Origin of the sequence: Streptomyces sp. NPDC091272 (assembly GCF_044757485.1) — a bacterium.
Taxonomy (GTDB): domain Bacteria; phylum Actinomycetota; class Actinomycetes; order Streptomycetales; family Streptomycetaceae; genus Streptomyces.
Map to the genome: position 1 here is coordinate 386,838 of NZ_JBIVVC010000004.1, position 16,556 is coordinate 403,393.

At 71.0% G+C, this 16,556-nt stretch carries 14 protein-coding genes and 1 tRNA gene; 11 read left to right on the forward strand and 4 right to left on the reverse strand.

Annotated features, from left to right (window positions below; translation table 11 throughout):
* Positions 1-8: 8 nt before the first annotated feature.
* Positions 9-82, forward strand: a tRNA-Ala gene (locus tag ACIQM4_RS14850).
* Between the two features lie 236 nt (positions 83-318).
* On the opposite strand, the gene ACIQM4_RS14855 is transcribed toward ACIQM4_RS14850, so the two are convergent.
* Positions 319-795, reverse strand: coding sequence for a GNAT family N-acetyltransferase (locus ACIQM4_RS14855; RefSeq protein ID WP_401591045.1), 477 nt, complete (start codon positions 793-795; stop codon positions 319-321).
* 65 nt (positions 796-860) lie between these two features.
* Here ACIQM4_RS14855 and ACIQM4_RS14860 point away from each other — a divergent pair, with 65 nt between their 5' ends.
* Entirely contained in the window at positions 861-1,658 is a 798-nt protein-coding gene (locus ACIQM4_RS14860) for an exodeoxyribonuclease III (protein WP_401591047.1), read from the forward strand.
* 48 nt (positions 1,659-1,706) lie between these two features.
* Here ACIQM4_RS14860 and ACIQM4_RS14865 read toward each other — a convergent pair whose 3' ends face one another.
* A complete protein-coding gene (locus ACIQM4_RS14865) occupies positions 1,707-2,327 on the reverse strand; it encodes a MerR family transcriptional regulator (protein ID WP_401591429.1) in 621 nt (206 codons plus the stop codon).
* A gap of 187 nt (positions 2,328-2,514) precedes the next feature.
* Between ACIQM4_RS14865 and ACIQM4_RS14870 the strand changes: the two genes are divergently transcribed.
* From ACIQM4_RS14870 to ACIQM4_RS14880, 3 genes are read left to right on the forward strand one after another with little or no spacing between them, the layout of a single operon-like run.
* The gene (locus ACIQM4_RS14870) at positions 2,515-4,038 is read left to right on the forward strand and encodes a flavin-containing monooxygenase (RefSeq protein ID WP_401591050.1); all 1,524 of its coding nucleotides are present in this window, start codon (positions 2,515-2,517) and stop codon (positions 4,036-4,038) included.
* The gene (locus ACIQM4_RS14875; RefSeq protein WP_401591053.1) at positions 4,035-4,949 is read left to right on the forward strand and encodes an alpha/beta fold hydrolase; all 915 of its coding nucleotides are present in this window, start codon (positions 4,035-4,037) and stop codon (positions 4,947-4,949) included. Before ACIQM4_RS14870 ends, ACIQM4_RS14875 begins: the two co-directional genes overlap by 4 nt.
* Positions 4,946-5,815 (forward strand): SDR family oxidoreductase, encoded by an 870-nt coding sequence (locus tag ACIQM4_RS14880; RefSeq protein WP_401591056.1) that lies wholly within the window; start codon positions 4,946-4,948, stop codon positions 5,813-5,815. Before ACIQM4_RS14875 ends, ACIQM4_RS14880 begins: the two co-directional genes overlap by 4 nt.
* 365 nt (positions 5,816-6,180) lie before the next feature.
* Here ACIQM4_RS14880 and ACIQM4_RS14885 read toward each other — a convergent pair whose 3' ends face one another.
* Positions 6,181-9,513 carry a S41 family peptidase gene (locus tag ACIQM4_RS14885; RefSeq protein ID WP_401591059.1) on the reverse strand — a complete coding sequence of 1,111 codons (3,333 nt, stop codon included), beginning with the start codon at positions 9,511-9,513 and terminating at the stop codon, positions 6,181-6,183.
* Between the two features lie 107 nt (positions 9,514-9,620).
* Positions 9,621-10,004, reverse strand: a complete 384-nt coding sequence (locus ACIQM4_RS14890) for an SsgA family sporulation/cell division regulator (RefSeq protein ID WP_401591061.1) — start codon at positions 10,002-10,004, stop codon at positions 9,621-9,623.
* A gap of 196 nt (positions 10,005-10,200) precedes the next feature.
* Here ACIQM4_RS14890 and ACIQM4_RS14895 point away from each other — a divergent pair, with 196 nt between their 5' ends.
* From ACIQM4_RS14895 to ACIQM4_RS14920, 6 genes are all read left to right on the forward strand, one after another.
* Positions 10,201-11,262 (forward strand): energy-coupling factor ABC transporter permease, encoded by a 1,062-nt coding sequence (locus tag ACIQM4_RS14895; RefSeq protein WP_401591064.1) that lies wholly within the window; start codon positions 10,201-10,203, stop codon positions 11,260-11,262.
* Between the two features lies 1 nt (position 11,263).
* Positions 11,264-12,031, forward strand: coding sequence for a cobalt ECF transporter T component CbiQ (gene cbiQ / locus ACIQM4_RS14900; protein WP_401591067.1), 768 nt, complete (start codon positions 11,264-11,266; stop codon positions 12,029-12,031).
* Complete coding sequence (locus tag ACIQM4_RS14905) at positions 12,013-12,783, forward strand: energy-coupling factor ABC transporter ATP-binding protein (RefSeq protein WP_401591070.1); 771 nt, start codon at positions 12,013-12,015, stop codon at positions 12,781-12,783. Before cbiQ ends, ACIQM4_RS14905 begins: the two co-directional genes overlap by 19 nt.
* Positions 12,784-12,924: 141 nt before the next feature.
* Positions 12,925-13,947, forward strand: coding sequence for a LacI family DNA-binding transcriptional regulator (locus ACIQM4_RS14910; protein ID WP_401591073.1), 1,023 nt, complete (start codon positions 12,925-12,927; stop codon positions 13,945-13,947).
* A 261-nt stretch (positions 13,948-14,208) separates the two neighbouring features.
* Positions 14,209-15,453, forward strand: a complete 1,245-nt coding sequence (locus ACIQM4_RS14915) for an extracellular solute-binding protein (protein WP_401591431.1) — start codon at positions 14,209-14,211, stop codon at positions 15,451-15,453.
* A gap of 1 nt (position 15,454) precedes the next feature.
* The gene (locus ACIQM4_RS14920; protein ID WP_401591076.1) at positions 15,455-16,501 is read left to right on the forward strand and encodes a carbohydrate ABC transporter permease; all 1,047 of its coding nucleotides are present in this window, start codon (positions 15,455-15,457) and stop codon (positions 16,499-16,501) included.
* Positions 16,502-16,556: the final 55 nt, after the last annotated feature.

Consider the following 16,556-nt stretch of genomic DNA (forward strand, 5'->3'; position numbering starts at 1 on the left):
CGTTGCAAGGGCCTGTGGCGCAGTCTGGTAGCGCACCTCGTTCGCATCGAGGGGGTCTGGGGTTCAAATCCCCACAGGTCCACAACAACAAGAAAGATCCCGTCCGGTCGGAAGACCGGGCGGGATCTTTCGTTTGCCCGGCGGCAGTTGGGCGCCCGGCAAAGTTCGTGAGCGCGACCAACCGGGGGCGGGGCGGCCGGGGACGCACGGCGGCCGGCCCGCGCGGGCCGGCCTTCTCTCATGACTCCATGGCTCTCATGACTCCACGGCTCTCACGACTCCGTTGCTCTCACGTCTCCACTGCTCGGGCAGGACGGATCAGCTGAGGGACTTGGCGAAGCAGCGGCTCTCGTCGGTGTGGCGGTAGAGGCCGAACTTCTCCGTGGGAAGATAGCCGCTCGACAGGTAGAGGGCGATGGCCTCGGGCTGCTCGGTGCCGGTCTCCAGGACCATGCGGGTCCGGCCGGCCGCGCGGGCGTCGTTCTCCAGCAGGGCGAGTATCCGGCGGGCCAGGGCCCTGCCGCGAGCTTCCGGGACGACGTACATGCGCTTGAGCTCGGCGTCGCCGTCCGCGTAGTTCTCCTCGCTCGCGTCCTGGGCGCGCCAGCCGCCGGTGGCCATCGGGAAGCCCGCGTCGTCGTACGCGATCAGGTAGAGGCCGCGCGGCGGGGCGAACATGGCGGGGTCGAGCGGTGTCATGTCTCCGTCGCCGTAGCGCTCGGCGTATTCGAGCTGCACCTGGTCGTTGAGCTTGACGGCGTCGGGGTGGTCGTAGGCGACGGATCTGATTTCCATACGTATGAGCGTACGAGCGTGAAGCGGGTGGGCGGAGACGTGCCCAGGGGTCGTAGGGTTTCTGGATGCTCAATGTGACCAGCGTGAACGTGAACGGGCTCCGGGCCGCCGCCAAGAAGGGCTTCGTGCCGTGGCTGGCGGGGACCGACGCCGATGTGGTGTGCCTCCAGGAGGTACGGGCCGAGGCCGAGCAACTGCCGCAGGAGGTACGGGCCCCTGAGGGCTGGCACGTGACCTTCGCCCCCGCCACGGCGAAGGGCCGGGCCGGGGTCGCCGTCTATACCCGGCGCGAGCCGGACCGCGTGCAGATCGGATTCGGCAGCGAGGAGTTCGACGCGAGCGGGCGGTACCTGGAGATCGACCTGCCGGGGGTGACCGTCGCCAGCCTCTACCTGCCGTCGGGCGAGGTGGGGACCGAGCGGCAGGACGAGAAGTACCGGTTCATGGACGAGTTCATGCTCTACCTGGTCGCGCTGAAGGGCCGCGCGGCGGAGGCCGGACGCGAGGTCGTGGTGTGCGGGGACTGGAACATCGCGCACCAGGAGGCCGACCTGAAGAACTGGAAGGCGAACAAGAAGTCCTCCGGTTTCCTGCCGGAGGAGCGCGAGTGGCTCGGCCGCGTCTTCGAGGAGGCCGGATACGTCGACGTGATGCGCAAGCTGCATCCGGACGTGGAGGGCCCGTACTCGTGGTGGTCGTACCGGGGGCGGGCTTTCGACAACGATGCAGGTTGGAGGATCGACTACCAAGTTTCGACACCGGGCCTCGCCGAGCGCGCGGTCAAGGGCTGGGTCGAGCGCGCGGCGAGCCACGGGGAGCGGTGGAGCGACCACGCGCCGGTGACGGTGGCGTACGGCAGCTAGGGCAGACGGCGCGGAAGGGGGCGGGTTCCGGTTCCGTCCGCGCCCCGTTCAGCTCTTGCGCAGGTGCCGGTCCAGGGCCATGGAGAGTTCCGCCTCGACGACGCTCTTGGCGAGTGGGCGCAGGCGTTGCGGGTCGGCCTGGTGGGTGGTGACCAGGCGGATGAAGATCTGGGCCAGTACGTCCGCGTGTTCGCGGACCTGGAGTCCCGCGGCCATCACCTCGGCGAGCGGGACGCCCTCGCGGACCAGTGCGGCCGACACGTCGAGCAGGCGGCGGCTTATGTGGACGACCTCGTCGCCGTCGACGGTGAGGTAGCCGAGGGCCATCGCGGAGGCGAGGTTCTCCGGGGTGACCTCGCCCTCGAAGTAGTCGGCGAGCTGTTCGGGGGTGAGGCGGACCGGCACCTCCTCGGTGGGTTCGCCCGGGGTGCCGAGGGTGAGCAGTTCGCCCATGTCGCGGCCGCTGTCGAAGGTCGACGCGAGGTCGGCGATGCCGGTGAGGGTGTGGCCGCGCTCCAGGAGGGCGGTGATGGTGCGCAGCCGGGCCAGGTGGTGGTCGTTGTACCAGGCGATGCGGCCCTCGCGGCGCGGCGGTGGGATCAGCTTGCGCTCGCGGTAGAAGCGCAGGGTGCGCACGGGGATGCCGGCCGCGCGGGCCAGTTCCTCCATGCGGTACTCGCGGTAGGGCTGCGTCTCGTTGCCGGGTGCTTCTTCCACGCGGGGAAGCCTATGGCGTACCTCAGGTAACTCGTCGTGCCGTACCCCTACCGATCAGTACGGGACTGTTCTACGCTCCCATCGTGCCAGTGATTGCTGGCAGAGTCATGGAGTGTGTTGAGTGCGGGAGGCGTCGGGCATGGCCGAGTTCGAGCACGAGCATGTACGAGTGGCGGTGATCGGGTCCGGTTTCGGTGGCCTGGGGGCAGCCGTCCGGCTGCGCCGCGAGGGGATCACCGATTTCGTCGTCCTGGAGCGGGCCGACTCGGTCGGCGGGACCTGGCGGGACAACAGTTACCCGGGGTGTGCGTGCGACGTACCGTCACACCTCTACTCCTTCTCCTTCGCGCCCAACCCGGAGTGGCCGCGCACCTTCTCCGGCCAGGAGCACATCCGGGCGTACCTGGAGCACGTCACCGACACTTTCGGCCTGCGCCCGCACATCCGGCTCGGCCACGAGGTCACGATGATGACCTGGGACGCCGAGAAGCTGTGGTGGAAGATCGAGGCGGCCAATGGGACGACCCTCGTCGCGGACGTGGTGGTGTCCGCGACCGGGCCGCTGTCCGACCCGAAGACGCCGGACATCCCCGGGCTCGGCAGCTTCCCGGGCAAGGTCTTCCACTCGGCGAAGTGGGACCACGACTACGACCTCAAGGGCAAGCGCGTCGCGATGGTCGGCACCGGCGCATCCGCCATCCAGATCGTCCCCTCGATCCAGCCCGAGGTCGAGAGGCTGACCCTGTTCCAGCGCACCCCGCCGTGGGTGATGCCCCGGATGGACCGAGAGATCAGCGGCGCCGAGCGCTGGCTGCACCGTCAGGTGCCCGTCACGGGGAAGGTGCGGCGCAGGATGCTGTGGGGCATCCGTGAGCTCCAGGTGCAGGCCTTCACCAAGCGGCCGAACGAGCTGGGCTTCATCGAGAACATCGCCAAGGCCAACATGGCCAAGGCGATCAAGGACCCGGCGCTGCGGGCCAAGCTGACCCCCTCGTACCGCATCGGCTGCAAGCGGATCCTGCTGTCGAGCGCGTACTACCCGGCGCTCGCCCGGCACAACGTCGACGTCGTCGCCTCCGGGCTGAGCGAGGTGCGCGGATCGACCGTGGTGGCCGCCGACGGCACGGAGACCGAGGTCGACGCGATCATCTTCGGCACCGGCTTCCACGTCACGGACATGCCGATCGCGGACCGGGTGGTGGGCGCCGACGGCATCACCCTCGCCGAGGCCTGGAAGGGCGGCATGGAGGCCCTACGCGGGGCGAGCGCGGTCGGCTTCCCCAACTGGATGACGATCATCGGCCCGAACACGGGCCTCGGCAACTCGTCGATGATCCTGATGATCGAGGCCCAGCTCAACTACCTGGCCGACTACATGCGGCAGTTGAACGTGCTGGGCGGGCGCGCCGCCCTCTCCGCGCGGCCTTCCGCCGTCGGGGCGTGGAACCGGCGGGTGCAGGAGCGCATGCAGCGCACCGTCTGGAACACCGGCGGCTGCGACAGCTGGTACCTGGACGCCAACGGCCGCAACACGACCGTCTGGCCCGGCACGACGTCGGAGTTCCGGCGGGCCACCAGGGAGGTCAACCTGGCCGAGTACGAGGTGATCCGGGCGCGGGCGCCACTGGCCGACCAGGTCGAGGCCGAGGGGGCGGTGGCGTGAGCCGGGTGGCCGGAGGACTGGGCCTCGACGTACGGGAGTTGACCGTCAGGTCGGCCGACGGGGCGCGGATCCACGTCGAGGTGTACGGCGACGAGGGCGCGCCCGCGGTGGTGCTCTCGCACGGCTGGACCTGCTCGATCGCGTTCTGGGCGGCCCAGATACGGGAGCTGGCCGGGGAGTTCAGGGTCATCGCGTACGACCAGCGGGGGCACGGGCGCTCGCCCGACTCGGGGGCGTACTCGACGGACGGTCTCGCCGACGACCTTGAGGCGGTGCTCGCCGCGACGCTCGCCCCCGGGGAGAAGGCCGTGCTGGCCGGGCACTCCATGGGCGGCATGACCCTCATGGCGGCGGCCGGGCGGCCCGGCTTCACCGAGCACGCGGCGGCGGTCCTGCTGTGCAGTACCGGCAGCGCGCGGCTGGTCGCGGAGTCGCTGGTGCTGCCGCTACGGGCCGGGGGCGTGCGGACCCGGCTGACGCAGGCCGTACTGGGTGCGAAGGCGCCGCTCGGGCCGGTCACGCCACTCTCCAGGGCCGTGCTGAAGTACGCGACGATGGGGCGCGGCACGGCCAGGGAGCGGGTCGCGGAGTGCGCGCGGATCGTGCACGCGTGCCCGAGGGCCGCGCGGGTCGGCTGGTCGCACGTCCTGGCCGGGCTGGAACTCGCAGCCGGGGTCGCCGCGTTGGACGTCCCGGCCGCCGTCGTCGCGGGCGCCGACGACCGGTTGACGCCACCGCTGCACGCCCGCGAGATCGAGGCCGCGCTGCCGCACTCGCTGGGGCTGACGGTACTGGCCGGGGTGGGGCACATGACGCCGGTGGAGGCGCCCGAGTTCGTCACGGGGAAGCTCCGTGAGCTGGTCCACAGCTATGTTCTTGCCGGTACGGGAGTTGGGGAGGAAGTCGCGTGAGCTACAGCCTTGAAGGTCAGGTCGCGGTCGTCACGGGAGCGGCGCGGGGGGTGGGCGAACTGCTCGCCAGGAAGCTGTCCGCGCGCGGGGCGAACGTCGCGCTCGTCGGGCTCGAACCCGAGTTGCTGAAGGACGTGACGGGCCGGCTGCACACCGAGAGCGACTGGTGGTACGCGGACGTCACCGACCACGAGGCGATGGCGCGCGTCGCGCAGGAGGTCAAGGAGCGGTTCGGGAAGGTCGACATCGTCGTCGCCAACGCGGGTGTCGCGTCCGGCGGGCCCTTCGTTGACTCCGACCCGGAGGCCTGGCGGCGGGTGATCGAGGTCAACCTGGTGGGTGGCGCGGTGACCGCGCGGGCGTTCCTGCCGGTGCTGCTGGAGAGCCGGGGGTACTTCCTGCAGATCGCCTCGCTGGCGGCGATCACACCGGCGCCGATGATGAGCGCCTACTGCGCGTCGAAGTCGGGCGTCGAGGCGTTCGCGCACTGTCTGCGGGCGGAGGTCGGGTACAAGGGCGTCCGGGTGGGCGTCGGCTATCTGTCCTGGACGGACACGGACATGGTGCGCGGGGCGGATCAGGACGAGGTGATGCGGGAGCTGCGGCAGCGGCTGCCGTGGCCGTCGAACCGGACGTACCCGCTGGGCCCGGCGGTCGACCGGATCGTCGCCGGGATCGAACGCCGCTCGCACCATGTGTACGCGCAGTGGTGGCTGCGCGGGATGCAGTCGGTACGGGGGTACCTGCCGGCGGTCATCGGGACGGTGGGACAACGCGAGATGCGGCGCTTCGAACCGAGGCTTCGGGGAGTGAGTCGGGGGTTGGTGGGGGCGGGGGGTGCGGCGGACGAGTCGAGGCGGGCGTAATCCGCCCCTTCCCGCTGCCCAGCCTCCTTGGGCAGCGGGGCCGTCCCCTTTCCCCACCCCTCAGCCCTCTTGGGCAGCGGGGCCGCCCCCCGGGGGCGGGACGGGTGGGCAAGGGGGCGGCCCCTTGCGCGGAGCGTGACCCGTTGCGTGCCCCCTTGCGCGATGTTCCCTTCGCGCGGGCGCGTCGTGGCTGGTCGCGCAGTTCCCCGCGCCCCTGAAGGGGCCGTCTCACTTCGTGCGGGTGGGGGCTGGTCGCGCAGTTCCCCGCGCCCCTGAAGGGGCCGTCTCACTTCGTGCGGGTGGGTGGGGGCTGGTCGCGCAGTTCCCCGCGCCCCTGGAGGGGCGCCCCCCTGCGTGGGGGAGGGTCAGCGGGGAGGTAGCAGGGGGCGGCGTTTGTCGGGGAGGTTGGAGAGGGGTGGGGGGGAGGACGGGGGGGTTCGGGAGAGGAGGGTCAGGGCGGTGCGGACCGCGTCGTCCAGGACCGCGTAACGGCCCTCCGCCCAGTCCAGCGGGGTGCGGAGCGCGTCGATGTCCGGCGAGACGCCGTGGTTCTCGACCGACCAGCCGTACTCGTCGAACCACGCCGCGTTCATCGGGACCGTGATGACCGTCCCGTCGCCCAGCGGATGGCGGCCCGTCATGCCGACCACTCCGCCCCAGGTCCGCTGGCCGACCACCGGCCCGAGCGAGAGCAGGCGGAAGGCGGCGGTGATCATGTCGCCGTCCGAGGACGTCGCCTCGTCGGCGAGGGCCACCACCGGGCCGCGCGGGGCGTTCGAGGCGTAGGAGATCGGCTGGGCGTCCCGGGTCAGGTCCCAGCCCAGGATCCGGCGGGTCAGCTTCTCGATGACGAGCTCGCTGATGTTGCCGCCCGCGTTGCCCCGTACGTCCACGATCAGCGCCGGGCGCGAGACCTCCAGGCGCAGGTCGCGGTTGAACTGGGCCCAGCCGGAGCCGCCCATGTCGGGGATGTGCAGATAGCCGCACCTGCCACCGCTGAGGTCGCGGACGACCTCCCGGCGTTTGGCCACCCAGTCCTGGTAGCGCAGCGGGCGTTCGTCGACGAGGGGGACGACCGCCACCCGGCGCGGGCGGGCCTCCTTGCCCGGCGGCACCTCGGGCAGGAAGGTGAGCTCCACCGTGGTGCCGCCCGCCGCCGCGAGGAGCGGGAAGGGGCCCGCCACCGGGTCGACCGGGCGGCCGTCCACGTGGGTGAGGACCGCGCCCACCCGGATGCCCGTACCGGCGAGCGGTGAACGCGCCTTGGAGTCCGAGGAGTCGCCGGGCAGGATCCGCGAGACGGTCCAATTGCCGTCCTTGACGTAGAAGTTGGCGCCGAGCAGGCCCATCGCGCGCTGGTAGTGCGGCGGGCCCTCGTTGCGCCGGGCCGACGCCACGTACGCGTGCGACGTGCCCAGTTCGCCCAGTACCTCGCGCAGCAGGTCGGCGAACTCGTCGGGTGAGGAGACCCGTTCGACCAGCGGGCGGTACTGCTCCAGCACGGCCGGCCAGTCGATGCCGCCCATCCTCGGTTCCCAGAAGTACGCCTGGACGATGCGGCCCGCCTCCTCGTACGACTGCCGCCACTCGGCGCCCGGGTCCACCTCGTGCAGGATGCGGCGCAGGTCCAGGTGGACGGTGGTGTCGTTGTCGCCGCGCTCGGTGGCGGGGACGGCGCGCAGCTCGCCGTCCTCCATGACCACCAGGCGTGTGCCGTCGCCGCTGATCGCGAACCATTCGAGGTCCTCGGCGAGTTCCGTCCTGCGGGCCTTCACCAGGTCGAAGTGTTCCAGCGTGGGCCGCCCCGAGGTGTCGGCCGGGTTGGCGAAGGTCTCGCCAAGCGCCCCCGAGATGGGCCAGCGCAGCCACACCAGGCCGCCTCCGCCCACCGCCGAGAGCGAGGAGTACTTGGAGGCCCGCACCGGGAACGGGGTGACCCGGTTGGGCAGGCCCTCCACCTCGACGGTCACCGTCCCGTCGCCCTCCGCCGCCTGCCCGGGGTCCAGGCCGCCCGCCGCCGGACGCCCGTCGGGGGAGAGGGCGAAGGGCGAGGGGGTGGCCGAGGAGAGCGGGACGAGGTAGGGCCGGCAGCCGAGCGGGAAGGACAGGTCCCCGGTGTGGACGTCGTAGACCGGGTCGAAGCCGCGCCAGGAGAGGAAGGCCAGATAGCGGCCGTCGCTCGTGAACACCGGGTTCTCGTCCTCGAAGCGGCCGTTGGTGACGTCGACGACGAGAGCCTGCGCGGGGTCGTTGATACGGGCCATCTTGATCTGGCGCAGCGAGCGGCCGATCCCGGGGTGGGACCAGGTCAGCCAGGCACCGTCCGGCGAGAAGGCCAGGTCGCGGACGGGGCCGTTGACCGAGCGGATCAGCTCGGTCAGCTGTTCCTCGCCCTCCGTCACGGTGAGGAGCAGCAGGCGGCCGTCGTGGGAGGCGACCGCGACCCGGCCGCCGTCCGGATCGGCGATGAGTTCGTGGACCCGGCCCAGCTGGCCGGAGGCGAGCCTGCGCGGGGCCCCCGCGCCCGCCGCCCTCGGCAGGTACGCGATCTCCACCGCGTCCTCGCCCTCCGCGTCGGTGACGAAGGCGACCTGCCCGCTGGAGCCCAGCATCTCGGGCAGGCGTACCCGTACCCCCGGGGTGTCCGTGATCGTGCGGGCCGGGCCGTCGCGGTGGGTCAGCCAGTAGAGGCTGCCGCGCACCGACACCGCGCTGGCCCGGCCCGTCGTGTCCACCGCGAGGCCGCCGACGTGGCTGGCGGCCGGGACCTGGAAGCGGCGTCTGCCGGTGCGCGGGCCGCCGAGCCGCACGTCCAGCCTGCGCGGGACCCCGGTCGGGGAGAAGTCGTCGACCAGCCACACGTCGCCCGCGCACTGGTACACCACCCGGGTCCCGTCCGACGAGGCGTGCCGGGCGTAGAAGTCGGCGTGGTCGGTGTGTCTGCGCAGGTCGGAGCCGTCGGTGCGGCAGGAGTAGAGGTTGCCGATGCCTTCGTGGTCGGAGAGGAAGGCGATCCGGTCGCCGCCGACGAACATCGGGGAGTCCAGGTGCCCGTTCAGGTCGGGCAGCAGTTGTTCGCCGTGCAGCCACAGCCGGCCCGTGGCGCCGCCCCGGTAGCGCTTCCAGGCGGCCGGCTCGTGCGGCGGCTTTCCGGTGAGCAGCAGGGTGCGGCGCTCGCCCTCGCAGCCGGGCAGCGTGTCGCAGACGGCGATGTCGTGCACCGGGCCCCACGGCAGCCTGCCGCCCGGACTGCCGTCGGTGGGCAGCGAGTACGCCCACGAGAAGTACGAGAAGGGCTGGCCGTGCGAGGACACGGCGAGGATGTGCCCGTCCGGTGTCCAGCCGCAGACCCGGGCGTCGACCGCCCCCCAGTGCGAGAGCCGCCGCGAGGGGCCGCCGTCGACCGGGGCGACGTGCACCTCCGGGTCGAGGCTGCGCCATGACGTGTACGCGAGCCGGCTGCCGTCCGGCGAGAAGCGGGGGTGTCCGAGGCGGGTCCTGTCCACGGTGAGCCGCCAGGCCCGTTCCGGGGTCCGGCCGGCCGGGACGATCGGCGCCACCCAGAGGTCGTCCTCCGCGACGAAGGCGAGGGTGTCGCCGTGCAGGTGCGGGAAGCGGAGATAACCGGGAACGGCGGCACCGGCGGGGCCGGTGCGGGCGGTGGGCTCCGGTGCGGACTCGTTCGTGGGCACTCGCATGTGCTCATGCTTTCCGCGCCCGGGGGGCCCGGCAACTCGTACGGCCGGATCTGCGCGCGACCCCTCCCGCCTTACCCGTACGTCCGCCGCAGGAAGCCCCTCCCGCCTTACCCGTACGTCCGCCGCAGGAAGCGCACCAGTGGTGCGCAGTCGAACTGGAGCAGCAGCATCCCCTGGGCCGTGTGCAGCTCCAGCACCGCCTGGACCCGCCCGCACGGCCAGATGCGTACGTCGTCCTGCTCGGCCGGTGCGCGCAGGCCCGCTTCGAGCAGGGCGCGCGGGAAGGTCCAGGTGTGCCGGCCGGGCCCGGGTCCCGGGCGGGGGAGCAGCACGGTCAGTGCGCGCGGGTCGTCGGCGGGGTCGTGGCGGAGGGTGACCGGCAGGCAGACCGGGACGGGGGCGTCGGTGACCAGATTGGCGCGGAGGTCGACCTGGACGGGCGCCCCGGGTTCGGAGGCGGTGCTTTGCGGGCTCTCAACGGCGCGGGGCATTCGCCCGCCTCCTCACCTCGTACGTGCGCGACACTCACATTGGGGCCATTTGTCATCCAATGTCCCATATTTTGGCGTCGGGACGACCTGGGTATTTGTTCCTTGTGAGCTTTTGCAAGCGCTTTGCAATAACTCCCTATCATCGAACGGTTGTCCGCAGAACGTTCTGTAGCGGTTCGAACCCAGGAGTACCGCCATGCATGTCCCCGACGGTTTCATCAACGCGCCCGTGTCCGTGGCGGCCGGAGTGGCGGCGGTCGCCGCCGTCGGTGTCAGTCTGCGCGGGGCCCGCCGCGAGCTGGCGGACGAACGGGCCGCGCCCCTCGCGGGCCTGGTCGCCGCCTTCGTCTTCGCCGTCCAGATGCTGAACTTCCCCGTCGCCGCCGGAACCAGCGGACATCTGCTCGGCGGCGCGCTCGCCGCGATACTCGTCGGCCCGTTCACCGGTGTGCTCTGCATCTCGGTCGTCCTGCTGATGCAGGGCGTCCTGTTCGCCGACGGCGGCCTGACCGCGCTCGGCGTGAACATCACGGTGATGGGCGTCGTCACGGTCCTCGTCTCCTACGGGATCTTCCGCGGCCTGGTGAAGGTGCTGCCGCGCGGGCGGCGCCGCACGGTCACGGTGTCCGCCTTCGTGGCCGCGCTGGTCTCGGTCCCGGCCGCCGCCGCCTTCTTCACCCTGATCTACGCGATCGGCGGCACCACGGACGTTCCCGTCGGCAAGGTGCTGACCGCGATGGTCGGCGTGCACGTCCTGATCGGCATCGGCGAGGCCGTGATCACCGCCCTCACCGTGAGCGCCGTCCTCGCGGTGCGGCCCGACCTGGTGCACGGTGCGCGCGGCCTCGCGGACCCGCTGAAGCTGCGGGTGGGCGGCGAACTCGTGGACGCCCCCGCCCGGGACACCGCAGCCGTCCCGGTCGCGGCCAGGTCGACCCGGAAGATCTGGGGCGCAGGGCTGATCGCCGCGCTGGTCCTCGCAGGTGTCGTGTCGTTCTACGCGTCGGCGAGCCCGGACGGCCTGGAGAAGGTCGCCGCCGACCAGGGCATCGACAAGAACGTCCGTGAGCACGCCGCGGCAGGCTCCCCGCTCGCCGACTACGGCATCAAGGACATCGGCAACACCCGCCTCTCCGGCGGCCTCGCCGGGGTGATCGGCGTCGGCGTGACCATCGCGGTCGGCAGCGGCGTCTTCTGGGTGATCCGCAAGCGGCGCGACGACGACGGGTCGAAGGCCGCGGACAAGGCGACCGCCTGACATGGGCGCCGGTCACGCCCACGCGCTCTACCGGCACGGCCACAGCTTCGTGCACACCCTCCCGCCGCACTGCAAACTCGCCGCCGTCTTCGCCTTCGTGGTGGTCGTCGTCTCCACCCCCAGGGAGGCGGTGTGGGCGTTCGCGGCGTACGCGGTGCTGCTGGGCGTGGTGGCGCGCGCCGCGCGGATCCCCGCCCGGCACCTGCTGAGCCGGATGCTGGTCGAGGTGCCGTTCGTGGCCTTCGCCGTCCTGATGCCGTTCGTGGCGGAGGGCGAGCGGGTGCAGGTCGCGGGCGTCTCGCTGAGCGTGTCCGGACTGTGGGGCGCGTTCAACATCCTCGCCAAGGGCACGCTCGGCGTCGGCGCCTCCGTGCTGCTCGCCTCGACCACCGAGCTGCGCGAACTGTTGCACGGGCTGCAGAAGCTGAGGCTGCCGCCGCTGCTGGTGCAGATCGCCTCCTTCATGATCCGCTACGGCGATGTGATCGCCGGCGAGCTGCGGCGGATGTCGATCGCGAGACGCTCCCGGGGGTTCGAGGCCCGGGGCGTACGGCACTGGGGCGTACTGGCGAAGACGGCGGGGGCCCTTTTCATCCGCTCGTACGAGAGGGGTGAACGGGTGCATCTGGCGATGGTGAGCCGGGGTTACACGGGAGTGATGCCGGTGCTCGACGAGGTACGTGCCTCGCGGGAGCAGTGGATGTGTGCGGGAGCGCTGCCGTTGGCGGCGCTGGTGGTGTGTCTGACCGGATGGGTGTGGGTGCTGTGAGTACGACTGCGTCGCTCGATGTGAAGGGTCTCGCCTATGCCTACCCGGACGGGCACCAGGCGCTGTTCGGGGTGGACCTGCGGATCGGCAAGGGCGAGCGGGTGGCGCTGCTCGGGCCCAACGGCGCGGGCAAGACCACCCTCGTCCTGCACCTGAACGGCATCCTCCCGGCGGGCGCCGGATCGGTGGAGGTGGCGGGCCTGCCGGTGGCCAGGCGGAACCTCGCGGAGATCAGGCGGCGGGTCGGGATCGTCTTCCAGGACCCCGACGACCAGCTGTTCATGCCGACGGTACGGGAGGACGTGGCGTTCGGCCCGGCGGCGGGCGGGATGCGCGGGGCGGCGCTGGAGGAGTGCGTACGGGAGGCGCTGGAGCAGGTCGGGATGGCGGAGTTCGCGGACCGCGCCCCGCACCACCTGTCCTTCGGGCAGCGGCGGCGGGTGGCGGTGGCGACGGTGCTCGCGATGCGCCCGGAGATCCTGGTGCTCGACGAACCCTCGTCCAACCTTGACCCCGCCTCCCGGCGGGAACTGGCGGACATCCTCCGCCAGTTGGACGTCACGGTGCTGATGGTCACGCACGACCTGCCCTACGCACTGGAGCTGTGTCCGCGCGCGGTGGTGCTCAGCGAGGGCGTGGTGGTGGCGGACGGCAGGACCCAGGACCTGCTGCTGGACGAGTCGTTGATGCGGGCGCACCGCCTGGAGCTGCCGTTCGGCTTCGACCCGGGGTCGGTGCGGGTCGGCCGATAGCCGGTACGAGGCGGCCGGGGGGCCGGTCGGGACGGCTGCGGGGCCCCTTCGGAGCCCGTCCGTCCCCGCTTTGGTGCAGGCAGAGTCAATTTCTTGCGTACGTGAGCTCACTTCTTACGCAATCCTTTGTACGCTGCTCGTGTGACGAAACGACGACTCACCCAGGTGGCCGAGCACGCGGGGGTCAGCGAGGCGACGGTCAGCCGGGTGCTCAAGGGCAGTCCGAAGGTGGCGGGTTCGACCCGGGAGCTGGTGCTGACCGCACTGGACGTGTGCGGGATCGAGCGACCGCAGCGCTACCGGCGGGAGCGGGCGGCGCTCATCGGGCTGATCGTGCCCGACCTGCAGAACCCGATCTTCTCGGCGTTCACCGAGGCGCTGTGCGGACTGCTGAAGAAGCGCGGCCTGGTGCCGGTCCTGTGCACGCGCACCTCCGACGGGGCGTCGGAGGCGCACTACATCGAGATGCTGATGGACCAGCACATCGGCGGGCTCGTCTTCATCGGCGCGAGCTACGCCGACGCCGGCCCCGAGCAGGGGCAGGCACTGCGCGAGCGGAACATCCCGATGGTGCTGCTCAACGCCGCCGACGAGAACACCGGGGTGGCGCAGGTCAGGGTGGACGACGCGCTCGCCGCGGAGCAGGCGCTCCAGCACCTCGCCGCGCTGGGCCACGAGCGGATCGGGATGATCCTGGGGCCGGTCGGGCACGTCCCCTCGGCGCGCAAGCTCGCCGGATTCGCGACGTTCCAGAGCCGGCGGCCCGAGCCCGCGGGTGACTGGCGGAGGTTCGTCGCCCATGCGCTGTTCACCATGGAGGGCGGCGCCACGGCGCTGCCGCGGCTGGTGGAGGCGGGGGCCACCGCGGTCGTTTGCGCAAGTGACGCGCTCGCCCTCGGAGCGGTGCGGGGCGCCCGTCGGCTCGGGCTGCGGGTGCCGCAGGACCTGTCCGTCGTGGGCTTCGACGATTCCCCGTACATGGTGGCCACCGACCCGCCGCTGACCACCGCGCGGCAGCCGGTCCAGGCCATGGCGCTGGCGGTCGTCGCCTCGCTCGGGGAGCAGATCAACGGCCGTGCGAACGCGAACGAGTTGGTCATGTTCGACACCGAGCTCGTCGTGCGCGGCTCGACCGCGGCCCGGGTGCGTGAGTCATCGCGGTGACCGTGACGGGGCATGATCAGTATGTTTCTTGCGTATGAACATTGACTTCTTGCGTAACGGGCTTCTACCTTCAGCGGCAGCTTCACCACGAACGGGGCCGGTCGGTCCCGCCGTTGACAGGAAGGCACGATCCGCATGGATGGCAACTTCGGCTCCACCAGGCGACAGGTACTCGGCGCGGGTCTCGCCACGGTGGTGGCATTCGGTCTCACCGCGTGCGGATCCGCCGGCCCGGCGTCGAGCGGCGTCGACAAGAACGGCGTGGTCACCGTCTCCGTCAACGGCATGCCGCCCAAGACGCAACCGGTCGACCGCAAGTACTTCGAGGAGGACATCAAGGAGTTCGAGAAGCAGTTCCCGAAGATCAAGATCGACGCCCGAGAGGGCTTCATGGATCCGAAGGTCTTCTCGGCGAAGCTGGCGGGCGGGCAGCTGGAGGACGTCTACTACGTCTACTTCACCGACCCGGCGGGGCTGATCCAGCGCAGACAGGGCGCCGACATCACGCCCTACCTCAAGGACGTCCCGTACGTGAAGGACGTCAAGCCCGAGCTGCAGAAGGTGTTCACCGGGCCCGACGGCAAGATCTACGGCCTGCCCAACGGTCAGTACTCGCTCGGACTCGTCTACAACCGCGAGCTGTTCAGGAAGGCCGGGCTCGACCCCGACAAGCCCCCGGCCACCTGGGACGAGGTGCGCACCGCCGCCAAGAGGATCAGCGCCCTCGGTGACGGGACCGTCGGGTACGCCGACTTCAGCAAGAACAACCAGGGCGGCTGGCACCTCACCTCGTGGCTCTACTCCATGGGCGGTGACGTCGCCACCCAGCAGGACGGCAGATGGAAGGCCGCGTTCAACAGCGAGGCGGGCAAGAAGTCCCTCCAGGCGCTGCACGACATGCGCTGGACCGACAGGAGCATGGGCACCCGCCAGCTGCTGGAGATAGCCGACGTCCAGAAGATGATGGGCTCGGGCAAGCTCGGGATGTACATGGCGGGCCCGGACAACGTCCCCACCATCGTCAAGCAGTTCGAGCGCAAGTACTCGGAATTCGGTACGGCCGCGATGCCCGGCAGCGCCACGCTCGGCGGTGGCAACGGCTTCATGTTCAACCCGAAGGCCTCGCCGGAGAAGATCAAGGCCGGCGTGCAGTGGATCCAGTGGAAGTACCTCAACCCGGACCGCGAGGAGTTCGTCACCAAGCGGTCGGTGAAGGACGGCGTGCCCATCGGGCTGCCGCTCGACCTGCTCTACAGCGGGGCCGCGATGGAGAAGGTCGACGCCGTCCACGCCGCGCACGCCACCGTGCCGCAGAAGAACTTCGCGCAGTTCGTCGAGCGCAACGCCAAGCTGACGCAGAAGGTCGAGCCGCCGAACGCGCAGCAGATCTACACCGTCCTCGACGGTGTCATGCAGGCCGTACTGACCAAGCGGGACGCCGACTTCGACCAGTTGCTCGCCACGGCCGAGAAGAAGGTCAACGCCGTTCTCGCCACGGTGAAGTGACATGCGCGCACACCTGCCCGCGACGGGGCGGCCCGGCGCGCCGAGGGTTCCTGCTGGGGACGAGGGCCTCGACACGGCGGGCCGACCCGACGACGACACTCGTCCCGCCCCGGCCGAGAGCCCCGACGGTCCCGGCCGTGCCGCTCGCCGCGCCCCCTCGCTCACCGTGGCCCCCGGTCGCCTCGGTCGTCGGGTTCGCGAGAATCTCGTGGCGTATCTGTTCCTCGCCGCCGGCCTGCTGTGCTTCGCGCTGTTCTCCTGGTTCCCGATCGTGCGGGGCGTCCTGCTCGGCTTCCAGGAGGTTACCTTCGCCCAGCCCGCCCGCTGGGTGGGCTGGGAGAACTTCCAGCGACTCTTCGACGACCCGCTGTTCGCGACCGCCTGGCGCAACACCGGCTACTTCACCCTGCTGGCGCTGATCTTCGGCTTCGCGGCCCCGTTCGCCACCGCCGTCGTCCTCAACGAGCTGCGCTCGGGCAAGTCGTACCTGCGGATGACCGTCTATCTGCCGGTGATGCTGCCGCCGATCGTCACGATGCTGCTCTGGCGCTGGTTCTACGACCCCGGCCCCGGCCTCTTCAACTCCGTCCTGGAGGTCTTCCACCTCCCGGGGGCGCAGTGGCTGGAGTCGGAGAACCTGGCGATGGTCTCCCTGGTCCTGGTCTCCACCTGGGCCAACATGGGCACCACCACCCTGATCTACCTGGCCGCACTCGGCAGCGTGCCCGGCGAGCTGTACGAGGCGGCGGAGCTGGACGGCGCGTCCATCCGGCAGCGGCTGTGGCACGTCACCGTCCCGCAGATGCGGTTCATCCTGATGATCACGCTGCTGCTCCAGGTGATCGGCACCATGCAGGTGTTCGTGGAACCGTTCGTGCTCACCGGCGGCGGCCCCGACGACGCCACCGTCACCGTGCTCCTGCTGCTCTACCGGTACGCCTTCGTCTACAACGACTTCGGCCTGGCGAGCGCGATGAGCACCGTCCTGTTCCTGGTCCTCGGCCTCTTCTCGCTCGTCTACCTGCGGCTGACCAGGACCAAGAGCTGACCCGAGCCGGTCGACCGACCAGGACGAAGGGCCGGCTCGGCCGCCTGGCCGTCCG